Raw genomic sequence first — 22,143 nt, 5'->3', positions numbered from 1 at the left:
ACATGGGAATTGTAATAAAACAATCTTTTAAAAATACCCTGTTTATTTATTTAGGTTTTGCCGTTGGTGGTATAAATACATTAGTTTTATATACTCGTTTTTTAGAAGATGAATATTATGGTTTAGTTACTTTCTTATTGGCTACTTCCAATATATTAATGCCTTTAATTGCACTTGGCATTCATCATACAATTGTAAAATTTTTCTCAAGTTATTTTACCAAGATTGATAAAGATAAATTTTTGTCGTCAGTATTATTTTTACCTTTATTAATTGCAATTCCTATAGGTTTTTTTGGCGATCTTTTTTATGAACAAATAAGCAATCATTTATCAGTAAAAAACCCGATTATAAAAGAGTACACTTTTGTAATTTATTTGGTTGCTTTTGCTTGTGCATATTTCGAAGTTTTTTATGCTTGGGCAAAAGTTAATTTTCAAACTGTTTTTGGAAATATTTTAAAGGAATTATATAACAGAGTTGCTGTAATGATTTTGTTATTTGCTGTTTATTTTCAATGGATTACAAAATCAGAATTTATTTACTATTTAACTGGTGCTTATTTTATTAGAATGTTACTAATGATGTTTTATGCTTTTAGATTGTATTTACCGAAATTCACATTTCAAAGACCAGATAATTTTAAAGAAGTTTTGAGTTTTTCTTTCTATATAATTTTGGCGGGAAGTGCTGGTGCAATTATTTTAGATATTGATAAATTTATGATTCCGGGTAAAGAATCGTTAGAAACTGCTGCTTATTATACGGTAGCAGTTTTTATTGGTTCTTTTATAGAAGCGCCAAGTAGAGCAATGTTAAATATTTTACAACCTTTAACTTCTAAAACGTTAAATGAAAAAAATCATTTAGAAGTTGCGTCTTTGTATAAAAAAAGCTCTATTAATTTGTTAATAATTAGTGGTTTTTTCTTTGTGTTAATTAACGCAAATATTAATGAGTTATTTCGTTTATTACCAGTTCAATATGCTGGCGGAGCTTTGGTGGTTTTTATGATTTCTCTACTAAAATTGTACAATGGTTTTTTAGGAAACAATGGTGCAATTATTAATAATTCTAAATATTATAAAATTACGTTACCTTATAGTTTAATAATGGCTATTTCTGTATACTTTTTAAATAAACTCTTTTATTATGAGTTAGATATGGGAACAGACGGATTAGCTTTAGCAACTTTAATTGTAATTTTTTCTGCAAATACAAGTAAAATATTTTTTGTAAAAAGGAAATTTTCAATGACACCTTTTACTGATAAATCATTTATTATGGTTTTAGTAATTGCAGTTTTATACTTGCTTTTTAATTTTTGGGATTTTCCAATACATAATATAAATGTGTTTAATTTTCCGATTGATCCAATTATAAACATCATTTTAAAGAGTGCAATAATTGCTGTTATTTACCTCTTTTTAATAATAAAATTGAATATCTCTACAGAAATATCTGGTCTTTTTAAACGATTTATAAGTAACAATCTATAAAATCTGTGAGCATGTGTAATAATAATGCAATTGCTAAAATTCTTGTTTTTTTAAAGAAGAGCCCTAAAAAGTAAATAGCTATTGCAATATATGAATGTAATGGATGAAAATTAATACTACATCTATTTTTTTCAAATATTGGGTTTGCCAATAAATGATCTAAATCTACCAGCATAGAAAGTAAAAAAATTAGATATACTTTTTTCCAATTATCTCTAAAAAAGAAATAAGAAATTAAAAGAGGTGCTAAAAAGTGAAGGAAATAGTGAATTGTAAATTTAATCATATAAAAAGGCTTTTCTTAAAATAAGATAAGCCTTTTAATATAATCTGTAATATTATTGGGGGAAACAATATTAGGACAAAAGTAATAGTTTATTATCTTATAAATGTTTACATATGTTAAGAGATTCTATTTTGAATACATTTCTTTTCTAATTCTACTAAGTTGAACTGGTGAAACATTTAAATAGGATGCAATATGATATTGTGGAATTAGATTATCTATATCTGGTATTTCTTTTTTTAATTTATAATATCTTTCTGTGGCATTTAAAGCAGATAAATCATATATTTTAGATTCCATAACTAAAAAGATAAATTCTAACATTTTACTATATAAATTTGCCATTGAAATATCTTTTTTTGCTAGAGCAACAAATTCATTATAATTTATTTTATAAACAGTACAATCAGATAAACATTCATATGTTAACTTACTAGGTTCTCCTGTTATAAGTGTAGCTAAAGGTCCTGTTGTTTTTTGTTTTGTAAAAATAGTTCTAGTAAATTCTTTTCCTTTTTCATCAGTATAAAAAGATCTAATAATGCCAGATTCGATAATATAAAAATAGTGGGTTTTCTCACCTATTTTAGCAATTAGGTCATTTTTTTTAAATTTTTCTTTTGATGCTAAACTTAAAAATAAATCAATTTTTTTTTGTGGAATATTTTTAAAGTTAGCTGTAAATTCTTTTAGATTATTCATAGAATAATACATTTTAAAGTTATCCTTTTAAGATGATAAATAAGTTTTTTATAAAACTAAGAAAAAAAATTATAAGTAACTAATGGTGTTTGGGCCTTCCATAAATAATAAATCTAAAATTGATAAATTGGGGATAAATCCATGTTTATCATCAAACATTTGAATGTATTTTTCAACTAATTTTTCTGGCTGATGTTTTATTTCTGCTAATAATCTAAAGTCTTTTTCAGTAGTTTCAACTTGATATTCTTTAGTTAAAGAGAAATCTGTTTCTAATTGTAAAGCGTCTTTTAAAAATAAAAAAGTATCAATATTTATATCTTGAAGATATTTGTATTTTTTTTCAAAAATAGGAACAAGATCATCTTCGTAAAACTCAAAAAAAGGTGATGTCCTATAGGCAATTTGTAGTGATTTAAAATGCTGGTCTTGCCAAGGGAAATTGTTCTCTACTAAAGTGTCTTTTGTTTTTTTTCTTTTATCTTTTGTAAGGTGTTTTACAGGAATACTTAACAATTGTTTACCGTTGCTATTATAAATATAACAACGATTTCTATAACCTTGTTTTTGAAAATTATCTTCCATTTCAAAAACTATTTCATCTGCTTTTACTATTTCTGAATATTGAGAAATAGGAGAGAAGTAGGTTGGAATAAACAAAGACATGTTAATTCTTATTTTTTAGATTTTTTCTTTCCTTTATAAAAACTATAACCTATGTAAAGACCAATTAAAGCCAAAACAAAATATCTGTAAGAAACAGGTTCTCCATCTCCATGTACAGTTGTAAACATTCTGTCCCATCTTATAGATTTTATTTTAGCAGTAAAACTTGGCGCATTAGCATCCCAACTAAACCAAATCATTACTGGTTTTCCTAAAACGTGATCAAAAGGAACAAATCCCCAATAACGAGCATCTAAAGAGTTGTGTCTATTATCTCCCATTAACCAGTAATAGTCTTGTTTAAAAGTATAAGAATCTGCTTTTTGCCCATTTATAAAAATATTATTTCCGTTAATTACTAAATCATTATTTTCATAATTTTTAATAATTTGTTCATAAAAAGGAATTGATTCTGAATCTAATTTTACAGTTGCACCTTTTTTAGGAATATAAATAGGTCCAAAATTATCTTGACTCCATTTTAATTTTTCTACATGAGGAAAAACAGCAATATCTGGCGCGTGATTTACCTTTTTAACAGAAACGGTTAAAGGGTATTTTTCTAGCCTTGAAACTTCTTCTTCAGTTAAATTAATATTGATTTTATTCTCAACATTAATCATTTTTAGTTTTCTAGCAAAGTTTTGGTTTATGCCTCCAACAACCTCTGTATATAATGAGTCTTCTCCAATTTTAGAAAGATTTCCATTCACTTTTATAGAATCTTGAACTCTATCATTGTTCCAATATTCTGATAAAATTTTATAAACACCTGTTCTTTCTTTATCTAATAAAAATTTTGGATACGTACTTTGACTAATAGGTTCTTTACATTCAAACGTGTAATAAAATTGTATTTTAGCTCTATAAGGTAATTCGTTCTTTTTGCCATTAATATATACATAACCATCTTTTAATTCTAGAGAATCGCCAGCAATACCAACAGCACGTTTTACATAATTTGTTTTTTTATCAACAGGTTTGTATGTGAATTTTCCAGAATGATCACCCCACATTGTAGCCAAAGAATCCGCAGGCCAGTTAAAACAAACAATATCGTTATTTTTAATTTTTTGTAATCCAGGTAAACGTGTATAAGGTAATTGTGGTTTTTTAAGATAAGAAGCTGTACCTGTAAAAGGTAAAGAATCATGAACCATTGGTGCAGCAATTACTGTTGATGGAACTCTTGCTCCGTAATGAAATTTGCTCACAAATAAATAATCACCAACTAATAAAGATTTTTCTAAAGAAGATGTTGGTATTGTAAATGGTTGCATAAAATAGGTGTGCACCAAAGTTGCAGCAATAATTGCAAATGTAATAGAACTTACCCATTCACCAAGTTCAGAACGTGGTTTAGAACTTCTACCTTTATTATATGCTGTGTCCGTTGCATAATTGATGTAAAAAATATAAAAACCTAAAGTTACGATTACTAAAAAGGAATCTAATTTTTTGTAAAAGCCAAAAGTTCTAATGGTTTCAATCCAAATAACAGGAAACATTAATAAGTTTACAATTGGTATAAATAAAAGAATAATCCACCATTTTGGACGATTAATTATTTGCATTAAAACAATACCATTATAGATTGGTATTGCAGCTTCCCATGCTTTTCTACCTGCTTTTACATACAGTTTCCAAGTTCCTAAAAAATGTAGCACTTGAACTGCTAAAAAAAAGATAAACCATTGAGTATATGTCATAATGATATTTTTGTAATCCTTTAAAAGGATGAATTTTATTGATTTATAAGGCGCAAAATATAAAAAATGTTACAGTATTTAACGGATGTTTAACACATCTTTCATAGAAAAAACTCCTGTTTTATTTGCAATCCATTCTGCAGCAATAACAGCGCCTAAAGCAAATCCTTTTCTGCTGTGTGCTGTGTGTTTAATTTCTATAGTATCAACTTCAGATTCATACCAAACAGTATGTGTTCCTGGAACATCTGGAATTCTTTTTGCCACAATTGGTATATTTTCTTCGGATGCTTTTTCGCCTAATTCCCAATTGATTTTAGAAGAATTTTCTATAATTCCTTCTGCTAAAGTAATTGCAGTTCCACTTGGCGCATCTAATTTTTTTGTATGATGAATTTCTTCCATAGAAATGTTATAACCTTCTACGGTTTTCATCATTTTTGCTAATTGTTTATTTAACTCAAAAAAGATATTTACACCCAAACTATAATTTGATGCATAAATAAAAGCTCCTTTTTTTTCTGTACATAAAGCAACTGCTTCTTTATATTTATCTAGCCAACCTGTAGTTCCAGAAATTACAGGAACATTGTTGTTTAAACAATTTGTAATATTGTTAAAAGCAGAAGTTGGTACGCTAAAATCGATAGCTACATCAGCTAAAGTAATGTCAATTATATCATCAACATCTTTTCTAATTACTATTTCATGACCTCTAGAGATTGCAATTTTTTCAATCTCTTTTCCCATTCTTCCGTAACCTAAAAGTGCAATTTTCATTTTAAAAACTATATTTTATTGTTAATCCAACAGAAGGTGTTTGTATTCTAATTGGATCCATTATCATTGCTGGTTTAAATGATAAATTATCATCTGTATTAAATTGAAGTAAATGTGCATTAACACTCGCTTCAACAATTTGTAATATATAAATAATAACGCCAGATAATAAAGACATATCTCTATTTTCACTTAGCTGTTCTTGTGCAGTTTCTAACGTTGTTAAAGAAACAGAAGAAACTCCATCATCATCAGTAAACTCATCTTGCAAACCATTTTTTCTTAATTTGTAAGCAGTTCTATATCGTTTGTAATCGCGATTATTTATTTGATAGTAATAAGTTGGTATTGCTAATGCTGCCCAAACAATGGGAACTTTCCAATATTTTTTATTGTACAATTGTCCCATTCCTGGAAAAATTGCAGAATAAAAAGCAGCTTTAGATGGCGCTAAAGGATCATAAATCCCTTCTTTAGTAGTATTTATATTTCCTTCAATTTTAACGTCTTTAATTTTTACTTCTGTAGAATCTTTTTGTGCAAAAAGAGTCGCAGTAAATAAAGCGAGCGTAAAAAATAATATGGTTTTTTTAAAAAACACTTATTTTAATAAGTTTTTAATGCGGTTAAAATCTTCTTCAGAATTAAAAGGGATTGAAATCTTACCTTTGCCATTGTTACCAACAGAAATATCTATTTTATTGCCAAAGTAATCGCCAATATCTTTTATACTTTCTTTAATATATGGAGGGATAATTTTCTTTTTTGGTTTTGCAATTGCACCAGATTTTAAGTTTTTTACTAAATCTTCTGTTTGTCTTACAGATAATTTTTCTCGTAAAATTTTCTCATAAATTGCAAGTTGATCTTCTGTGTTATCAACATTTATCATTGCACGCCCATGACCCATAGAAATAAAGCCATCTCTCATACCAGTTTGTAAAATTGGGTCTAATTTTAACAAACGTAAATAGTTTGTTACTGTAGATCTTTTTTTACCAACTCTTATACTTAAATCTTCTTGTGTTAATTGAATCTCATCAATTAAACGTTGGTAAGAAAGTGCAACTTCTATTGGATCTAAGTTTTTACGTTGTATGTTTTCAACCAAAGCCATTTCTAGCATTTCTTGGTCATTTGCCAAACGTATATAAGCAGGTACTGTAGCGTTTCCTAATAATTTTGATGCTCTAAAACGACGCTCACCAGAAACTAATTGAAATTTATTTCCTTCTAATTTTCTTACTGTAATTGGTTGTATTACCCCTAACTCTCTAATTGATCCTGCGAGTTCTTGTAATGATTCTTCATCAAAATAAGTTCTTGGTTGAAAAGGGTTTACTTCAATTGAACTTAATTCAATTTCAATAATATTCCCCACAACTTTATCAGCATTTTTATCTGATGCAGAATTGATATTTGATGATTCTTGTAATAAAGCAGATAATCCTCTTCCTAAAGCTTGTTTCTTGGTTGCTTTTGCCATTTACTTATGCTTTTTTATAATTTCTTGGGCTAAATTTAAGTAATTTACAGCTCCTTTACTAGTAGCGTCATAAGCAATAATGCTTTCGCCATAACTTGGTGCCTCACCTAAACGTGTATTTCTTCTAATAATTGTATCAAAAACCATGCTAGAAAAATGTTTTCTAACTTCATCTACAACTTGATTTGATAAGCGTAAACGAGAATCAAACATTGTTAATAATAAACCTTCAATATCTAAATCTGTATTATGAATTCTTTGAATACTTTTTATTGTATTTAATAGTTTTCCTAAACCTTCTAATGCAAAATATTCACATTGAATAGGTATAATTACAGAATCTGCGGCAACTAAAGAGTTTAATGTTATTAAACCTAAAGATGGTGCACAATCAATTAAAATATAATCATAATCATCTTTAATTTCTGCCAATGCCCTTCTAAGCATAAATTCTCTATCTTGCTTATCTACTAATTCAATTTCAATAGCAACTAAATCTATATGAGCAGGAATTAGGTCTACATTAGGAGACGTTGTTTTTACAATTACATCTTTTGCAGAAACCGTATGTTCTAAAACTTGATAAGTTCCTATTTCTAAACCTTCTACATCTATGCCTAAGCCAGAAGATGCATTCGCTTGAGGATCAGCATCTATTAATAATACTTTTTTTTCTAAAACACCTAAAGAAGCTGCTAAATTTATGCTTGTTGTAGTTTTACCTACACCACCTTTTTGATTCGCAATTGCAATTATTTTCCCCATTAAAAAATGATATTTATAAGAGGTAAAATTACAATTTATTATCTTTTAATAAAGTGAAAGATGTTAACAAAAATATAATTTTTTAAAAATTTGATTATTAGGTGTTTATGTTGATATTGTTTTAGTTTTTAAACAATTTTTTTAAAATAAAACGAATGTGCTAAAAAATGTTATATTTTTAAGTTTAATTACTTTTTAAAGGTGTGTTTTTAAGGATTTCAATTAATAGTTTCCAGAATTTTTGGGTTGATGAAATTTGAGCACGTTCATCAGGAGAATGAGCTCCCCTAATAGTTGGTCCAAAAGAAACCATATCCATTTCTGGATAATTCTGACCTAAAATTCCGCATTCTAATCCTGCATGACAAGCTGCAACAATTGGTTTTTCTTTAAATAAATCTGTATAAATATTGGTTACAATTGTTAAAATTTCTGATTTTACATTTGGTAGCCAACCAGGATACGTTCCAGAAAAATCAACTTCTAAACCAGCTAATTCAAAAGCAGAACGAAGAGAGTTTGCTAAATCCCATTTGTTACTTTCTGATGAAGAACGTGTTAAACAGCCAACTTTTATTCTTCCGTCTTTTAGAATTATTCTCGCAATATTATTTGAAGTTTCAACTAAACCAACAACATCCGGACTCATTCTATAAACGCCATTTAAAGCAGCATAAATTGATTTTGTAAATCCTTCTTGAACTCCTAATTCCATTACTTTTTTAGGTGATTCAATTTCTTTAATTTCTACGGATAAGTTTTTTTCTAATGTTGAAAACTCTGCTTTTATAGTGTTAATAAGTTCGTTTGTTTCAAACAAAAAAGGCTCTTTAGAAATGTTGTCAACTACAACAGTAGCAACACTTTCTCTAGGAATTGCATTTCGTAAACTTCCTCCATTTATTTCAGAAATTCGTAAACCAAAATTAGCAAAACCATCAAACAAAATACGATTCATAATTTTGTTCGCATTTCCTAAACCTTTAATAATATCCATCCCAGAATGACCACCATTTAAACCTTTTACAGTTATTGAAAATGCTGTAGTATTTTCTGGAGTTTCCTCTTCTAAATAAGTTCTAGTTGCAGTAATATCAACGCCACCTGCACAACCCATTCCAATTTCATCATCTTCTTCTGTATCTAAATTTAGTAAGATTTCTCCTTCTAAAACACCACCTTCTAAACCCATTGCTCCAGTCATTCCTGTTTCTTCATCAATAGTAAATAAAGCTTCAATTGTTGGATGATCAATTTCTGTTGATGATAAAATAGCCATAATTGCAGCGACTCCTAAACCATTATCTGCGCCTAAAGTTGTTCCTTTTGCTTTTACCCAATCTCCATCAACAAACATTTTAATTCCTTCTTTATCAAAATCAAAAATAGTATCAGCATTTTTCTGATGAACCATATCTAAATGACCTTGCATTACAACTGTTTTTCTGTTTTCCATTCCAGAAGTTGCTGGTTTTTTTATGATTACGTTACCAACTTTATCAACAAAAGTTTCAAGATTTAGTTTTTTACCAAAATCAACCATAAATTGGATAACTCTTTCTTCCTTTTTTGAAGGACGAGGAACAGCATTTAAATCTGCAAAATGATTCCAAACTGACTTTGGTTGTAAGTTTCTTATATCTTGATTCATGTTGATTTTATTAAAATTTAGACATCAAAAGTACTATTTTTAAAGAGTATAAAAAAACCTTCTTTATAAGAAGGTTTATAAAATTTAGTTAATTTCTATGATTATATCATCAATATTTTTACGTACTTTTTTTAAATCTTTCATGTAGTCATCATCAGCTCTAAAACCAACAGGTAAAACTAAAATAGAAGTTAAATTTTGTGTATCTAATTTTAAAATTTCATCATATTTTTCTGGAATAAAACCTTCCATTGGGCAAGAATCTATTTTTTCAGTAGCACAAACTGTTAACAAATTCCCTAAAGCTAAGTAAGCTTGATTTTTGTTCCAAATTAATAATTCTTCTTGTGTTTTTTTTTCAATTTCATCCGTTAAAAACTTTTTGAAAGGGTTTAAAATTGCATCTGGTGTATTTCTAATTTCTTTAACTAAAGTAAAATAATTTCTTACGTCTTCTGATGTGTAGTTTTTAGGAATACAAATTACTAAAAGGTGAGATGCTTCATGCACTTGAGGCTGATTCCAACTGTGTTCTATTAATTCTTTCTGAATATTTTTATTCTGAATAACCACTAACTTTAAAGGTTGCAAACCATAAGAAGTTGCTGTTAAATTAAACGCTTCTTTTAATGTGGTAATTTGTTTTTCTGAAAGTATTTTATGTTCATCAAATTTTTTAACAGCGTAACGCCATTGTAAACTTTCTATAGTATTCATTTTCATTATTTAGATTACAAAAATAAGAGATTATTTAAAAAGTAAAATTGAATTTGTATTGGTAAAATTTATAAGGAAATAAATTTTTTGTAACTTTAAACAAAAAAGCATGACAGAAGAATTTTTGTACTATGTATGGCAGTATAATTTATTTTCTAAAACAGCATTATTTACTTCGGATAATCAGGAAATAATTATTTTGAAATCTGGAATTCAGAATAAAAATTCGGGTCCTGATTTTTTAAACGCTCAATTAAAAATTGACAATCAACTTTGGGTAGGAAATGTAGAAGTGCATGTGAAATCTTCTGATTGGTATTTGCATAATCATGAAGAAGATACAAATTTTGATGCTGTGATTTTGCACGTTGTATGGGAAAATGATGCGGTAGTTTTTATGAAAAACAACAAGCCATTACCAACTTTTGAAATTAAAAGTTTTGTTGATGAAAAATTATTATCAAATTATAATGGGTTGATATATAGTAAACAAAACTGGATTCCTTGTGAAAATCAAATTAAAAATGTGGATGATTTTCTCGTTAATAATTGGTTAGAAAGGTTATATTTTGAACGATTAGAACAAAAATCAGTTTTTATAAAAGAAGTATTAAAGCAAGCAAATAATGATTTTGAAGCCGTTTTATTTCAGCTATTAGCGAAGAATTTCGGATTAAAAGTAAATGGAGATTCTTTTTTGCAATTAGCAAAATCAATTGATTTTTCTGTGGTTAGAAAAGAACGTTTTGATGAACAAAAATTAACTGCTTTATTTTTTGGGCAAGCAGGTTTTTTTGAGGCTGATGTTCAAAATGATTATTTTTCTTTGCTAAAAACAGAATATGAATATTTGAAACACAAGTATAACTTACATTCGATTTCAAATAAGAATTTTCAATTTTTTAGAATGCGACCTCAAAATTTTCCAACGATACGAATTGCACAATTAGCTTCTTTATTTTTTATACATCAAAATTTATTTTCAAAATTGATGAGTATCCATAAAAAAGAAGATTTTTACACCTTGTTTTCTTTTGATATTCAAGAATTTTGGAAAACCCATTATACTTTTGAAAGTGAGTCTAAAAAATCAGCAAAGAAATTATCAAAATCATTTATAGATTTATTACTGATTAATACAATTGTTCCTTTAAAATTTGTGTATTTACAAAGTAGGGGAGCGGTTGATGAAGAAGAAATTTTGCAATTAGTTAGACAAATTTCATCAGAAAAAAATAGCATTATTGATCAATTTTCAAAACTGGAAATTAAATCTAAAAATGCTTTAGAAAGTCAGGCTTTATTAGAACTTAAAAACCACTATTGCACAATGAAACGATGTTTACAATGTGCAATAGGTAATGATTTATTAAAAAGAAAATAAATTTATTAAATGTCTAAGTTGTTAATTTTTAGGGTTTAATAGTTGTTTAATTATAGTTAAACAATCTCTATAATGATATTTTGTCATTCTATTTATACTTCTATTTTTAGCAATAGTTAATTGAAAATTCATCATTTCTAATTCACCTCTAATTATTGAAGTTATATCAGTGTTTTTTGCTTCTTCTGATGTTAATAAAGAGCCTAATTTATCAATAAAATACTTTTGTAAATTTCGTCTAAAAAGATCTACATTTCTTGTGTAATTTGCTTCAATAAAAATGCCGGTTCTTAAATCTCTAATCATATCCGAAGCGGCATAATAATTATCTTCAATAATTTCGGTATCAATCATTCTTTTTAATGTTGAAATTCTTAAAATTGAATTTAATTGTCGTTTTTGTAAATTGGATATTAAATCTGTGTATCCATCTTCTTTATAGTTGCTTAAAATCTTTTTGTCTAACAACCAATCTTGTGTTTTAAATACATTTTTATGAAGCCAGGCTATAGACTCTTTTTGTTTTTCTTTGGTAACAGGAACGTAAATGTTGCCTGTTTGATTTGGTTTTTTGTTGAATTCATACACTCCACCAATATTACCAGAAACATGACCAGCATATCTACTCCAAACACTTAAAAGTTCACCATACAATTCAGACAAATCTTCATAATTATTGGTTTTATCTGATGTCCAATTTGGTAAATTTTCGGCAACAATTTTCAGATTTTTTATTCCGTAGGTAGATGCTTTTACTTGGTCATTTCCTATTCCTTCAGTTTGAGAAGAAGGGTCAAAACGTGCGCCGCCAAATCTATAAATAGGATTATCAATTTTTTCTTCAATCCAAGAATCTAACGTTATAATTTCTTGTTCTGGGTTTTTTATATTCGGTATTTTACGATATCCCCAATTGATAGAATAGTGATCATAAGGTCCTAATTGACGAATAAATCGGATGTTTTTATCACCTGGTTGCGCAACATAATTGTAACGAGCATAATCCATAATTGTAGCAGCAACTCCCATTTTTTGAGTAAAACTTCCAGAACGTAAAGAGTCTACTGGATATGCAAAACTTGCAGCCATATTATGTGGTAAACCTAGTGCATGACCAACTTCATGAGATATTACCATCCGCATCATTTCTCCAATTTCTTCCGCAGGCGTATCTAAAGTTCTAGCAGATGGGTTTGCAGCGCCGGTTTCTAATAAATATCTATTTCTATAAGAACGTAAATGATTGTGATACCAAATAATATCGCTCTCAATAATTTCTCCAGTTCTAGGGTCAGCAACACTTGGGCCAGTTGCGTTTCTTGTTGTGCTTGCAACATATCTTATTGCAGAATACCGAATATCTTCCATACTAAACTCTGGGTCTTCTTCTTTTGTTGGCGCATATTTTGCCATAATTGCATTTTTAAAACCAGCAGTTTCAAAAACTTTTTGCCAATCATCAACACCTTGTTTAATGTATTTTTTTAGTTTATCTGGCGTTGCAGGATCTAAATAATACACAATTGGTTTTATTGGTTCTACCAATTCTCCGCGATTATATGCCGCTAAATCTTTTGGTTCTAAACGCCAACGTTTTATATATCTTTTGTCATCTGCTTTTAAAGCTTCAGAACTATAATCTACATTTCCTAAAGAAAAATAACCAACTCTTTTGTCGTAAACTCTTGGCATCATTTTATCTTCTGGTAATAAAATCATAGATTGATTTATGCGTAAACTTATTGTTTTTGTAGATGAATTACTTGGTGGTTCATCTGCATCAAAAGTAAAATCTTGGATAACTTCTATATTTTTTGGATAACTTTTTATACTGTTGATAAAACTTCTAGAAGCATCTAGTCTTTTTACTTTGTATCTTTTTCTAAAAGAATCTGGTAAGCCGGTTATAGCTTTTACATCAGAAGAAAAGAAATTGGAAACATCAATTAACACTGCTGTGGAATCTGTGTTTTGAATTTTAATATCAAAAGCGTAAATAACAGGTTCTAAGTTGTTTGCTGTTACAGATTTGTATATTGGTAAAGAATCGTTAGCAATTGCATTGTATGATTTTACTTTTAACAAAATCTTATTTTTAAATTGTTGCCAAACAATAACTTGTGTGTTTATTTTTGAGCCTGCATTTACATAACCACCACCTAAACCAGCGGGTAATTCTTTAATTCTAGTAACTAACAACATTTCTTTTCCAAAATATGATTTCGGAATTTCGTACATAAATTTATCGTTTGTTTCATGTACTTTAAAAACACCATCATCAGTTTTAGTTTTTGATGTTACAAAATCAGTATATTTAGGAGTTTTACTTTTTTTTGATGTGACTGTAGTTTCAGTTTTTATATCTTTTTTTGATTTTTTTCTTTGTGCATTTATTTGTGACGGAATAGTAAATGCAATAAGTAATGAGAGGAATACTATTTTTTTCATAAGTAACTTTTCGTTTAAGCTTTTAAAATAATTAAAACTGTAAGAATTTAACTAAATATAGTAATAAAATATAAAAGCCCAAACAATTTGTTTGAGCTTTTCGTAATTTTTATAAAAATATAAATTTAATACAAACTTTTAAATTTCTGCGGATTTGCTTCATTCATTATGTCGTATATTTTTTCAAAAATATCTTCTGCAGAAGGTTTCGAGAAGTAATCTCCATCTGTACCATAAGCTGGTCTGTGTGCTTTTGATGTTAATGTTGCAGGTTTGCTGTCTAAATATTGATATCCATTTTGATTTTCTAAAATCTCTTGTAAAAGATAAGCAGAAGCGCCACCCGGAACATCTTCATCAATAATTATTAATTTGTTTGTTTTGGCTAAACTTTTTACACAATCATGATTTAAATCAAATGGTAATAAGCTTTGAGCGTCAATAATTTCTATTTCAATACCATTTTGAGATAAATCTTTTGCAGCTTCTTGAACCAAGCGTAAAGTAGATCCGTAAGAAACTACTGTAATATCAGATCCTTCTTTGATGTTTTCTACAACTCCTATTGGTGTTTTAAAATCGCCTAAATTTGTTGGTAATTCTTCTTTTAAACGATAACCATTTAAGCATTCTATAACTAAAGCAGGGTCGTCTCCTTCTAGTAATGTGTTGTAAAATCCAGCAGCTTTTGTCATGTTTCTAGGAACCAAAACATGAATACCTCTAACATTATTTATTATTCCACCCATTGGTGAGCCAGCGTGCCAAATTCCTTCTAAACGATGCCCTCTAGTTCGTATAATTAATGGTGCTTTTTGTTTGCCAAAAGTTCTGTAGCGTAAAGTTGCTAAATCATCACTCATTATTTGTAAAGCATACAATAAATAATCTAAATATTGTACTTCTGCAATTGGTCTAAAGCCTCTCATTGCTAAGCCAATACCTTGACCAATAATGGTTGCTTCTCTAATTCCGGTATCAGAAACTCTTATTTTACCATATTTATCTTGTAGTCCTTCTAATCCTTGATTAACATCACCAATAAAACCAGCGTCTTCACCAAAAATTAAAATATCATCATGTTTTTTTAGTATGGCATCAAAATTATCTCTCATAATAATTCTTGCATCTACTAAATTTTTTTCTGGAGAATAGATTGGTTTTTTTTCAAGAATATTTAATACACTTATATCAGAATCATTTATTAAATGTGTTGAATATTTTTGATAACCATTATTAATTGCTGCTTTTATAAAATTTTGTAATTCTATTTTTGCAGCAAAATGTTCATCCTTTATATATCTTAAACACTTTCTAGTAGCAGCTAAAACATCCTTTCTTGTAGGTTCTGTTATTCTTAGTAAATCGTTTTTATATTTATTGATAAAAGTTCCGTTAATACTTTTGTTTGCAACTTTTTCTAATATTTCTACGGCAACTAAAAGTTCTGCTTTTATTTCATTTAAATACGCGTTCCAAGCATTTCTTTTTGCAGCTGTTACTTCTTTTTTTACTTCTTTTTCTAAGATTATTAATTCTTCTTCAGATTCTACAAAGCGAAGAATATCTCCGGTTTCTGTTTCTAATTCGAAATCTAAAATCCAGCTTCGCATTTTAGAAATACAATCGTGATCTTGTTCCCATTGTAATCTTTCTTTGCCTTTGTATCTTTCGTGAGAACCAGAAGTAGAATGTCCTTGTGGTTGTGTTAATTCTTTTACGTGAATTAAAACAGGTACATGTTCTTCTCTTGCAATTTTTGCTGCTTTTTGATAAATATCAACTAATTGCACATAATCCCAGCCATTAATGACAAATATTTCGTAGCCATCTTTTTCTTTATCTCTTTGAAAACCATTTAAAATTTCTGAAATACTTTCTTTTGTAGTTTGATATTTAGCGTGTACAGAAATACCGTATTCATCGTCCCAAATACTCATTATCATTGGTACTTGTAAAACACCAGCTGCATTTATGGTTTCAAAAAATACACCTTCACTAGTACTCGCATTACCTATTGTGCCCCAAGCAATTTCATTTCCGTTATTAGAGAAGTTGGTTTTGTGTTGTACACTTTTTTCGTCTCTATATATTTTTGATGCCTGGGCTAATCCTAATAGACGAGGCATTTGACCTGCTGTAGGAGAGATATCTGAGCTAGAATTGTATTGTTCTGTTAAGTTTTTCCAACTTCCATCTTGATGTAAACTATGAGTTGCAAAATGACCTCCCATTTGTCTACCAGCAGACATTGGATCTTCTTTAATATCAGCATGCGCATACAAACCGGCAAAAAATTGTTGAGCATTTAACTCGCCTAAAGCCATCATAAAAGTTTGATCTCTGTAGTAACCAGATCTAAAATCGCCTTTTTTAAAGGCTTTTGCCATTGCTAATTGAGGAATTTCTTTTCCGTCGCCAAAAATTCCAAACTTTGCTTTACCTGTTAAAACCTCTCGTCTACCTAGTAAGCTACATTCTCTGCTTATTTTAGCAATTCTGTAGTCGTTAAGTACCTCATTTTTAAAATCATTAAATGTAATTTCTTGATTATTAGAAGTAACCGTTTCTTGCAGCATGTTTTTTTTGATTTTTTAACCTCTACAAAGATAGCTTTTTTAATTGATATTTAAAAATATCTTGATTGTTTGAGAATATGTTAATTTAATCGTATAAAATTTTATTATTTATGAATATAACATAAAAAAAAGAGATAAAGTTTTTACAATATCTCTTTTTGAACTAAAATTCAAATTATTCAATTAAAATAACCTGCTACATAAGTCGCCGGGAACTTCAAAATCATCAATAACAATATTATCAGAATTAAAAGTGTAATCATAATCATAAGCTGTACCACCAAAGTATACTCTATATTTTTGTGACTCACCAATACGAGCATTGTAAATATAACCTCTACCAGAATATGTAAATCCAACCCATTGCCAGTAAGAATACTGTCTACCGTTATAAGTATAGGTTTCTAGCCTATATATGTACAGAAATGGTCTTAAAATCTTGTCACCACATCTTGCCGTATATTCTATGAAAATATTTTTAATTACAGGTTTTGGCGGAAGTGCGCTTGTTATTGCAGCACCATCTAAAGTTATTACGTTGCTAGAACAGCCGTCAAAAGCTTCTGAAGTGTACAATAAAACTTTTTCAGAATATCTACCATAATATACTTTTATTTTTAAACTTTGATTTGGTGTGTTATAAAAGCCTGATGAATTATTTCTAGTTTTAGATATTTGAATGCTATTTGTAGCTATTACTTGATTATTTGCGGCGTATACCAATTCAAAAGATAATTCATAAAAATTATCTGAAAGTGAAGGTGCTTTTGGAGCTGAAACTTCAGTATACCTTCCATATCTACAAACTCCCCAATAATGATAGTCTAAATTATACCAAGATAAGTGAGTAGTTGTAAATGTGATGTTAAGTTTATTTGAAGCGTTCATAGAAACAGTTCCTATTTTGTGATAGCCCCATTGACCATCTTCATCATAAGACCAAATAGGAATTTGATCTCCTACATTTATAGTATTACCAGTTTCTGGGTTTATATAATCACTAGGAATCTCTATACCTACACTTATTGGTTTAGAAAAGTTTTTTACTTCCTTACCGTCAATAAACATATCAATAGAAGTAAAACCAGCTGTTATAAAAGAAATGTCCTCGTTTTCTTCTCCATTTTCATCTATTACGCTTAGTGGTGTTAATCCTCCTGGAAAAGATGCAATTGATTCTGGTGTGTCTAAACTAAAATGAGCTACTTCACTTTTTAAAGTTCCTCCTGTTATTGTATTTCCATCTGCATCTTGAAAAACGGTACCAGATTCTATTTTTATTTCTGTTTTTGTACTAGCTTTTGTAGCTGGAGTTTCAACAGAATAATCAGTGGATAAGGTGTTGTTTGCAAGTGATTTATTGTTTTCGATAAAATCTATACCTTCAACTGTGTTTAGTTTGTTTACAATATTAATTGATCGAGTAACCAAGGTATCTTCTGGAAACATTACAAGTGGAATTGTAGTTGTTAAATAATCATCTCCACTAATTTTTAGTAAAACCTTTAATGGTTCTGTACTGGCGTGATTTGGGTTTACGGCTAGTGCAATATTACCATCAATGACTTTTAAATTACTTGTTTTTTCACCAGAATTTGTAACAAACTTATCTGCATCTGCACCAATTAACTCTACTTTTAATTTGTTATTTCCTTCTAAGTTTTCTGGATTTGTAATGTCTAATACAGAAATAAGGGCTTCTTGTTTTAAAATATTGTTAGATATCGTTATATCTACACTATCTGTTACGCCGTCTATATCACAACTTAATGCGAATAATGTCAAAAAAGACATTGTTATTAATAATTTGAATTTTTTCATAATGTTTTTTTTAAAATGAATAAGCTAATCTTAATTGTATTCTTGGGATAAATTTAAAAGTTGTTAGTGCTTCTTTTAAATTTTCTTCTTGCTCAGCGGTTGGTGCAAGAAGTTTGGTTGCTGTTAGTTTTACATCAGGAGATGAGGTAAAATAAGATCCAAATTCAATACCGAATCCTAATCTTTTTTTTGGGATAGCTCTACCAAAACCAACACCTAGATAAGGAGCAACACCGCTCCAGCTTGTATCTGCATTAATTTCTCCAATATCATTTTTGCTAACTGTAACATCTCCAAAAACTACTTCTTCGGTATAAGTTATAACTCCGTTTGCATTAACGTTAGATAAAAAACCAACACCTGCAGTAAGTTTAAAAGATGAGTTTGTAAATGGCAGATATTCAATACCAGCATCAATAATTGCTACTTCTAAATTAGCCAATATATCAACCACATCATCTTTTATTTCAACATCTTCTTGTTCAAAGTCTTTTAAGTTGAATGAATGCCAAACAAGCTTTGCATTTAATTTTGGACTTAATTTCCGTGCATATTCCAGTCCTAAACCAGGTGAGCCAAAGGAAACAGCCAATGCATTCTTTTTTTCTGATGCACTTGAAACATCTTGAGAGTGTCCCTTTAAAGAAAGTGTTAAGAAAAAAATGTAGAGTAAATAATTTTTCATTTTCATAAAATTAAATTTTTAATGTTTTTAACATTGTAAACTTAAAGATATTTATGAAAGTTCAAAATACCTACATATAGGTATATTTACTCTTTTGATGATTTTTATGGATATTATAAAAATCCTCTTCTAAAAAAATTATAAATAGAATTTATATTACCGGTTAATGTAAATCTAATTTTTTCTGGATAAGAGCCTTGGGAAATTTCCCATCCGTTGTTTGAGTAAAGTGGAAAATAGATCTCAAAAATATTATGTACAAAGTTAAATCGGATTCCATTATTGTAGCCAAAGTAAATAGGATTGTTTTTGTTTTTTAGAAAAGCAACATCATTATAAAATTCCATCCATCTCCATAAGCCAAAACTAGAATTAAATGCAAACATATATTGATTTGCAAATCTTGTTGGTAAAACAGATTTAAAGCCACCATCAGTAATAATAAATTGTTGACTAAAAAAACCAGTACTTTCAGATCGACCTAAGTAATTAAGTTGAAATAAATAATCATTTGCTCTATCTAAACCAAAACTAAAATAATCTCCTTCTGTTTTATTATTTAAAAATGCGCCTGCAAAAAATCTAAAATCAAGTTGGGTATCTGTTGTAGATAAGGAGCGAAACCTTAGGTCTACAGCAAGTTTAGAAAATTTCTCACCAGCTTCTAAACTAAAGTTGTATCTAAATTCTTTTATAATATCTGGGTTTACATAGTTGTAGCTTAAACTAAAAATACTATAATTATCTTGATCTGTTTTAATATCTATTGGTGAAATTTCTTTATCAATATGAACCAATTTTGCAGATATAGATTCTGATGTTGCATCTCTTAGCGATTTTCTTTTAAAAACAATATTTACAAAGGGCACAAAAGAGGTATAAGACAATTCTGGAGCATAATCTAAAGTTGCAGCAGAAAGACCGTACATTACTTTATAGATTTTAGTTTCTTCTAAATATTGATTGTAAAGAGCAGAGAATTGCCCTGTTATAGTGTTACTTTTTGTAGCGTATGAGGGTGCTAGTCTAAATTCTAAATTTCTTTTAATTAATGGTTTGTTGTGTATTTTTGTGCCTAAAATTAGTCCGTTATAAAAATTGTAATTAATATATGGTTGATGAAATATTTGTGTATAATAAGGGTCTTGAGCATCTTTTATTAAAGTAAACTTTAGAGGCTTATTAAATATTTTATTATCTAAACTTTTCCAATTATCTAAGGTGTTTAACTCTGGATATAAGTTCTCGTAATTTAAAGAAACTTTATTAAAATCTTCTTTAGGAATGGTAACAGTTTGAGAACTTTCTATATTTGTATACCATTTTTTATATTTAATTTCTTTGTCTTTTAAACCATAAAGTAAAACAGGAGCAGTAATATTTCTTTTGTTTTTAATGGTTACTTTTAAACTATCACCCTTTACTTTTACTTTATCGATTGTGTAGTCTATTTTTTTATTTGTTTTTACAAAATCATTAAAAAACCAATCAATTTCTTTGTTTGTTTTAGATGAAAGGATGTTTTGAAAATCTATAGTAGAAATAGTTTTTGTATTATGATGTTGATAAAATTCCTTAATGCTACTGTTTAAAATGCTGTCGCCCAAATAACCTTTTAAATATCTAAAACCCAATCCTGCCTTATATTTGCTGGCAATTTTTCTATTAAAGTTAGATAACGAATCTGCGGATGTTGTTAGCGCCTGGTCTAAAAATTTTCTTGAAACAAATTGATGTACAAAAGGATATTTATCGTTAAATTTTTGTTTAGAAATGTGAAAATTCTTTATAAACCATTTGTTAGATAATTCGCCTAAAAGTTTTACATCAGGATAAAATTCTTCAATATATTCTAGCATTAAATAATTTTGAAGTCCATCTAAAATCCAATAATCATTTCTTTTATTTAGAAGTAAAGTGTTTTCTATATACTTTCTACTAAGTGCTTTAAACATGGTTACATCCCATTTAAAAGTATCAGAAAAGGGGCGTAAAAAATTTGGTAACTGATTTAAGCCATAAACTGGATCTTTTGATTGTGTAATTTTATCTACATAAATTTCTACATGAGGATATTTTCCTAAAAATTTTTCTATAAAAAGTAACTCTCTATTTAAAATATTTGTTGCGGCATAAGTGTCAATTTCATCAGGAAAAATGTCTGTGTAAACTGTAGCTTTTTTAGTTTTAAAGGTTTTTAATTGTTTAGTTTTATTGATGCTTAAAATGATGTCTGTTTTACTTTTACCTAGCAAATAATAATTAGTAAAATTTTCATTATCAGTTTTGTACTGATATAAATTACTTTCTAAAACATATTCTTTAGGAATGTCAATGTCAACAGTGAAATCTGTGGCGCTTTCGTATAAATCATCGATATTAAGGTTGCTCATTAATTGCCAACCATTATTGTAAACTGCAGGCGTTATGTACCAAAAACGCAAGTGGTAACCTTCTTTAGTTTTCCCATAAGATGTAAATTCTGCACTAGGAATTTTTACAATATAAGTAATTGCTATTTTAGCACTATCTTTTGGTTTTAACGAATTAGTTAAAGGAATATCTATAATATCAGCCTGATCTTTAACTTCTAAAAATCGTGTGTTTTCGTAGTTTACACTAAGATTTTTTATGGTTGTTTTTCCTAAATCTTCTTCATCTGCAAAATATAAATTCTTTCTAAAATCTTTAATCAATCTTTTTGATAAAGGCGTTTTTCTATCTCTAAAACTATTTGCCCAATTATGTAGGTAAATGTTTATTAAGATAGAATCGGATGTGTTATAAAAAACAATTTCTTGTTGTATTAATAACTCATCCTTATCTGGGTTAAAAGTCGATTTTATAGCAATTTTATTCTCTTGTGCAAATGAAAAAGCAGATATGAAAAAACAACATATAATTATGTTTAAAGATGTTTTCAAATTAGATTTTCAATGTTTTAAGCATATAAATGTAAAATAAT

Annotated in this window: 17 protein-coding genes; 2 read left to right on the top strand and 15 right to left on the bottom strand. The window is 28.4% G+C overall.

The annotated features are described in order from the left end of the window. The first annotated feature begins 2 nt into the window (after positions 1-2). Positions 3-1,499 (top strand): lipopolysaccharide biosynthesis protein, encoded by a 1,497-nt coding sequence (locus BLT70_RS11305; protein ID WP_091894474.1) that lies wholly within the window; start codon positions 3-5, stop codon positions 1,497-1,499. Here BLT70_RS11305 and BLT70_RS11300 read toward each other — a convergent pair. The 10 genes from BLT70_RS11300 to BLT70_RS11255 all read right to left on the bottom strand — a co-directional run bounded on the left by BLT70_RS11300 (position 1,480) and on the right by BLT70_RS11255 (position 10,261). Next, positions 1,480-1,785, bottom strand: coding sequence for a DUF6122 family protein (locus BLT70_RS11300; RefSeq protein WP_091894472.1), 306 nt, complete (start codon positions 1,783-1,785; stop codon positions 1,480-1,482). The two genes, BLT70_RS11305 and BLT70_RS11300, sit on opposite strands and share 20 nt — an antisense overlap. A 126-nt stretch (positions 1,786-1,911) precedes the next feature. Continuing rightward, positions 1,912-2,487: a Crp/Fnr family transcriptional regulator gene (locus tag BLT70_RS11295; RefSeq protein ID WP_157691895.1), complete on the bottom strand. Its 576-nt coding sequence runs from the start codon at positions 2,485-2,487 to the stop codon at positions 1,912-1,914. A gap of 69 nt (positions 2,488-2,556) precedes the next feature. Continuing rightward, on the bottom strand, positions 2,557-3,153 hold the full coding sequence (locus BLT70_RS11290) for a WbqC family protein (RefSeq protein WP_091894469.1): 597 nt from the start codon (positions 3,151-3,153) through the stop codon (positions 2,557-2,559). Positions 3,154-3,161: 8 nt separating this feature from the next. Then, entirely contained in the window at positions 3,162-4,862 is a 1,701-nt protein-coding gene (gene lepB, locus BLT70_RS11285) for a signal peptidase I (RefSeq protein WP_091894467.1), read from the bottom strand. A gap of 78 nt (positions 4,863-4,940) precedes the next feature. Further along, positions 4,941-5,642 (bottom strand): 4-hydroxy-tetrahydrodipicolinate reductase, encoded by a 702-nt coding sequence (gene dapB / locus BLT70_RS11280; protein WP_091894465.1) that lies wholly within the window; start codon positions 5,640-5,642, stop codon positions 4,941-4,943. Position 5,643: 1 nt separating this feature from the next. Continuing rightward, complete coding sequence (locus BLT70_RS11275) at positions 5,644-6,243, bottom strand: DUF5683 domain-containing protein (RefSeq protein WP_091894463.1); 600 nt, start codon at positions 6,241-6,243, stop codon at positions 5,644-5,646. Continuing rightward, entirely contained in the window at positions 6,244-7,128 is an 885-nt protein-coding gene (locus BLT70_RS11270; RefSeq protein ID WP_091894461.1) for a ParB/RepB/Spo0J family partition protein, read from the bottom strand. It lies immediately after the preceding gene. Next, entirely contained in the window at positions 7,129-7,893 is a 765-nt protein-coding gene (locus BLT70_RS11265; RefSeq protein WP_091894459.1) for a ParA family protein, read from the bottom strand. It abuts the gene before it with no gap. Between the two features lie 184 nt (positions 7,894-8,077). Further along, on the bottom strand, positions 8,078-9,544 hold the full coding sequence (locus BLT70_RS11260; protein ID WP_091894457.1) for an aminoacyl-histidine dipeptidase: 1,467 nt from the start codon (positions 9,542-9,544) through the stop codon (positions 8,078-8,080). Positions 9,545-9,628: 84 nt separating this feature from the next. Further along, positions 9,629-10,261 carry an NAD(P)H-dependent oxidoreductase gene (locus BLT70_RS11255; protein WP_091894455.1) on the bottom strand — a complete coding sequence of 211 codons (633 nt, stop codon included), beginning with the start codon at positions 10,259-10,261 and terminating at the stop codon, positions 9,629-9,631. Between the two features lie 109 nt (positions 10,262-10,370). On the opposite strand from BLT70_RS11255, the gene BLT70_RS11250 reads away from it, so the two are divergent. Continuing rightward, positions 10,371-11,645, top strand: coding sequence for a DUF2851 family protein (locus BLT70_RS11250; RefSeq protein ID WP_091894453.1), 1,275 nt, complete (start codon positions 10,371-10,373; stop codon positions 11,643-11,645). Between the two features lie 21 nt (positions 11,646-11,666). Here the strand turns inward: BLT70_RS11250 and BLT70_RS11245 are convergent, their stop codons facing one another. From BLT70_RS11245 to BLT70_RS11225, 5 genes are all read right to left on the bottom strand, one after another. Then, positions 11,667-14,093, bottom strand: a complete 2,427-nt coding sequence (locus BLT70_RS11245) for a zinc-dependent metalloprotease (protein ID WP_091894451.1) — start codon at positions 14,091-14,093, stop codon at positions 11,667-11,669. Positions 14,094-14,218: 125 nt separating this feature from the next. Next, on the bottom strand, positions 14,219-16,672 hold the full coding sequence (locus BLT70_RS11240; protein WP_091894449.1) for a thiamine pyrophosphate-dependent enzyme: 2,454 nt from the start codon (positions 16,670-16,672) through the stop codon (positions 14,219-14,221). A 183-nt stretch (positions 16,673-16,855) separates the two neighbouring features. Then, positions 16,856-18,493: a hypothetical protein gene (locus BLT70_RS11235; RefSeq protein ID WP_091894447.1), complete on the bottom strand. Its 1,638-nt coding sequence runs from the start codon at positions 18,491-18,493 to the stop codon at positions 16,856-16,858. 10 nt (positions 18,494-18,503) lie between these two features. Beyond that, a complete protein-coding gene (locus BLT70_RS11230; protein WP_091894445.1) occupies positions 18,504-19,184 on the bottom strand; it encodes a hypothetical protein in 681 nt (226 codons plus the stop codon). 107 nt (positions 19,185-19,291) lie between these two features. Continuing rightward, a complete protein-coding gene (locus BLT70_RS11225; protein WP_091894443.1) occupies positions 19,292-22,102 on the bottom strand; it encodes an aminopeptidase in 2,811 nt (936 codons plus the stop codon). Positions 22,103-22,143 lie beyond the last annotated feature (41 nt).

The organism is Polaribacter sp. KT25b (assembly GCF_900105145.1).
In the GTDB taxonomy this organism is placed as follows: Bacteria; Bacteroidota; Bacteroidia; order Flavobacteriales; family Flavobacteriaceae; genus Polaribacter.
This window is presented reverse-complemented; position numbering and strand designations above follow the sequence as displayed.

What these genes read in the sequence shown, in the direction of transcription:
- BLT70_RS11305 (WP_091894474.1), top strand. Translation starts at nt 3, where the DNA reads ATGGGAATTGTAATAAAACAATCTTTTAAAAATACCCTGTTTATTTAT.
- BLT70_RS11300 (WP_091894472.1), bottom strand. Translation starts at nt 1,785, where the DNA reads ATGATTAAATTTACAATTCACTATTTCCTTCACTTTTTAGCACCTCTT.
- BLT70_RS11295 (WP_157691895.1), bottom strand. Translation starts at nt 2,487, where the DNA reads ATGAATAATCTAAAAGAATTTACAGCTAACTTTAAAAATATTCCACAA.
- BLT70_RS11290 (WP_091894469.1), bottom strand. Translation starts at nt 3,153, where the DNA reads ATGTCTTTGTTTATTCCAACCTACTTCTCTCCTATTTCTCAATATTCA.
- lepB (WP_091894467.1), bottom strand. Translation starts at nt 4,862, where the DNA reads ATGACATATACTCAATGGTTTATCTTTTTTTTAGCAGTTCAAGTGCTA.
- dapB (WP_091894465.1), bottom strand. Translation starts at nt 5,642, where the DNA reads ATGAAAATTGCACTTTTAGGTTACGGAAGAATGGGAAAAGAGATTGAA.
- BLT70_RS11270 (WP_091894461.1), bottom strand. Translation starts at nt 7,128, where the DNA reads ATGGCAAAAGCAACCAAGAAACAAGCTTTAGGAAGAGGATTATCTGCT.
- BLT70_RS11265 (WP_091894459.1), bottom strand. Translation starts at nt 7,893, where the DNA reads ATGGGGAAAATAATTGCAATTGCGAATCAAAAAGGTGGTGTAGGTAAA.
- BLT70_RS11260 (WP_091894457.1), bottom strand. Translation starts at nt 9,544, where the DNA reads ATGAATCAAGATATAAGAAACTTACAACCAAAGTCAGTTTGGAATCAT.
- BLT70_RS11255 (WP_091894455.1), bottom strand. Translation starts at nt 10,261, where the DNA reads ATGAATACTATAGAAAGTTTACAATGGCGTTACGCTGTTAAAAAATTT.
- BLT70_RS11250 (WP_091894453.1), top strand. Translation starts at nt 10,371, where the DNA reads ATGACAGAAGAATTTTTGTACTATGTATGGCAGTATAATTTATTTTCT.
- BLT70_RS11245 (WP_091894451.1), bottom strand. Translation starts at nt 14,093, where the DNA reads ATGAAAAAAATAGTATTCCTCTCATTACTTATTGCATTTACTATTCCG.
- BLT70_RS11240 (WP_091894449.1), bottom strand. Translation starts at nt 16,672, where the DNA reads ATGCTGCAAGAAACGGTTACTTCTAATAATCAAGAAATTACATTTAAT.
- BLT70_RS11235 (WP_091894447.1), bottom strand. Translation starts at nt 18,493, where the DNA reads ATGAAAAAATTCAAATTATTAATAACAATGTCTTTTTTGACATTATTC.
- BLT70_RS11230 (WP_091894445.1), bottom strand. Translation starts at nt 19,184, where the DNA reads ATGAAAATGAAAAATTATTTACTCTACATTTTTTTCTTAACACTTTCT.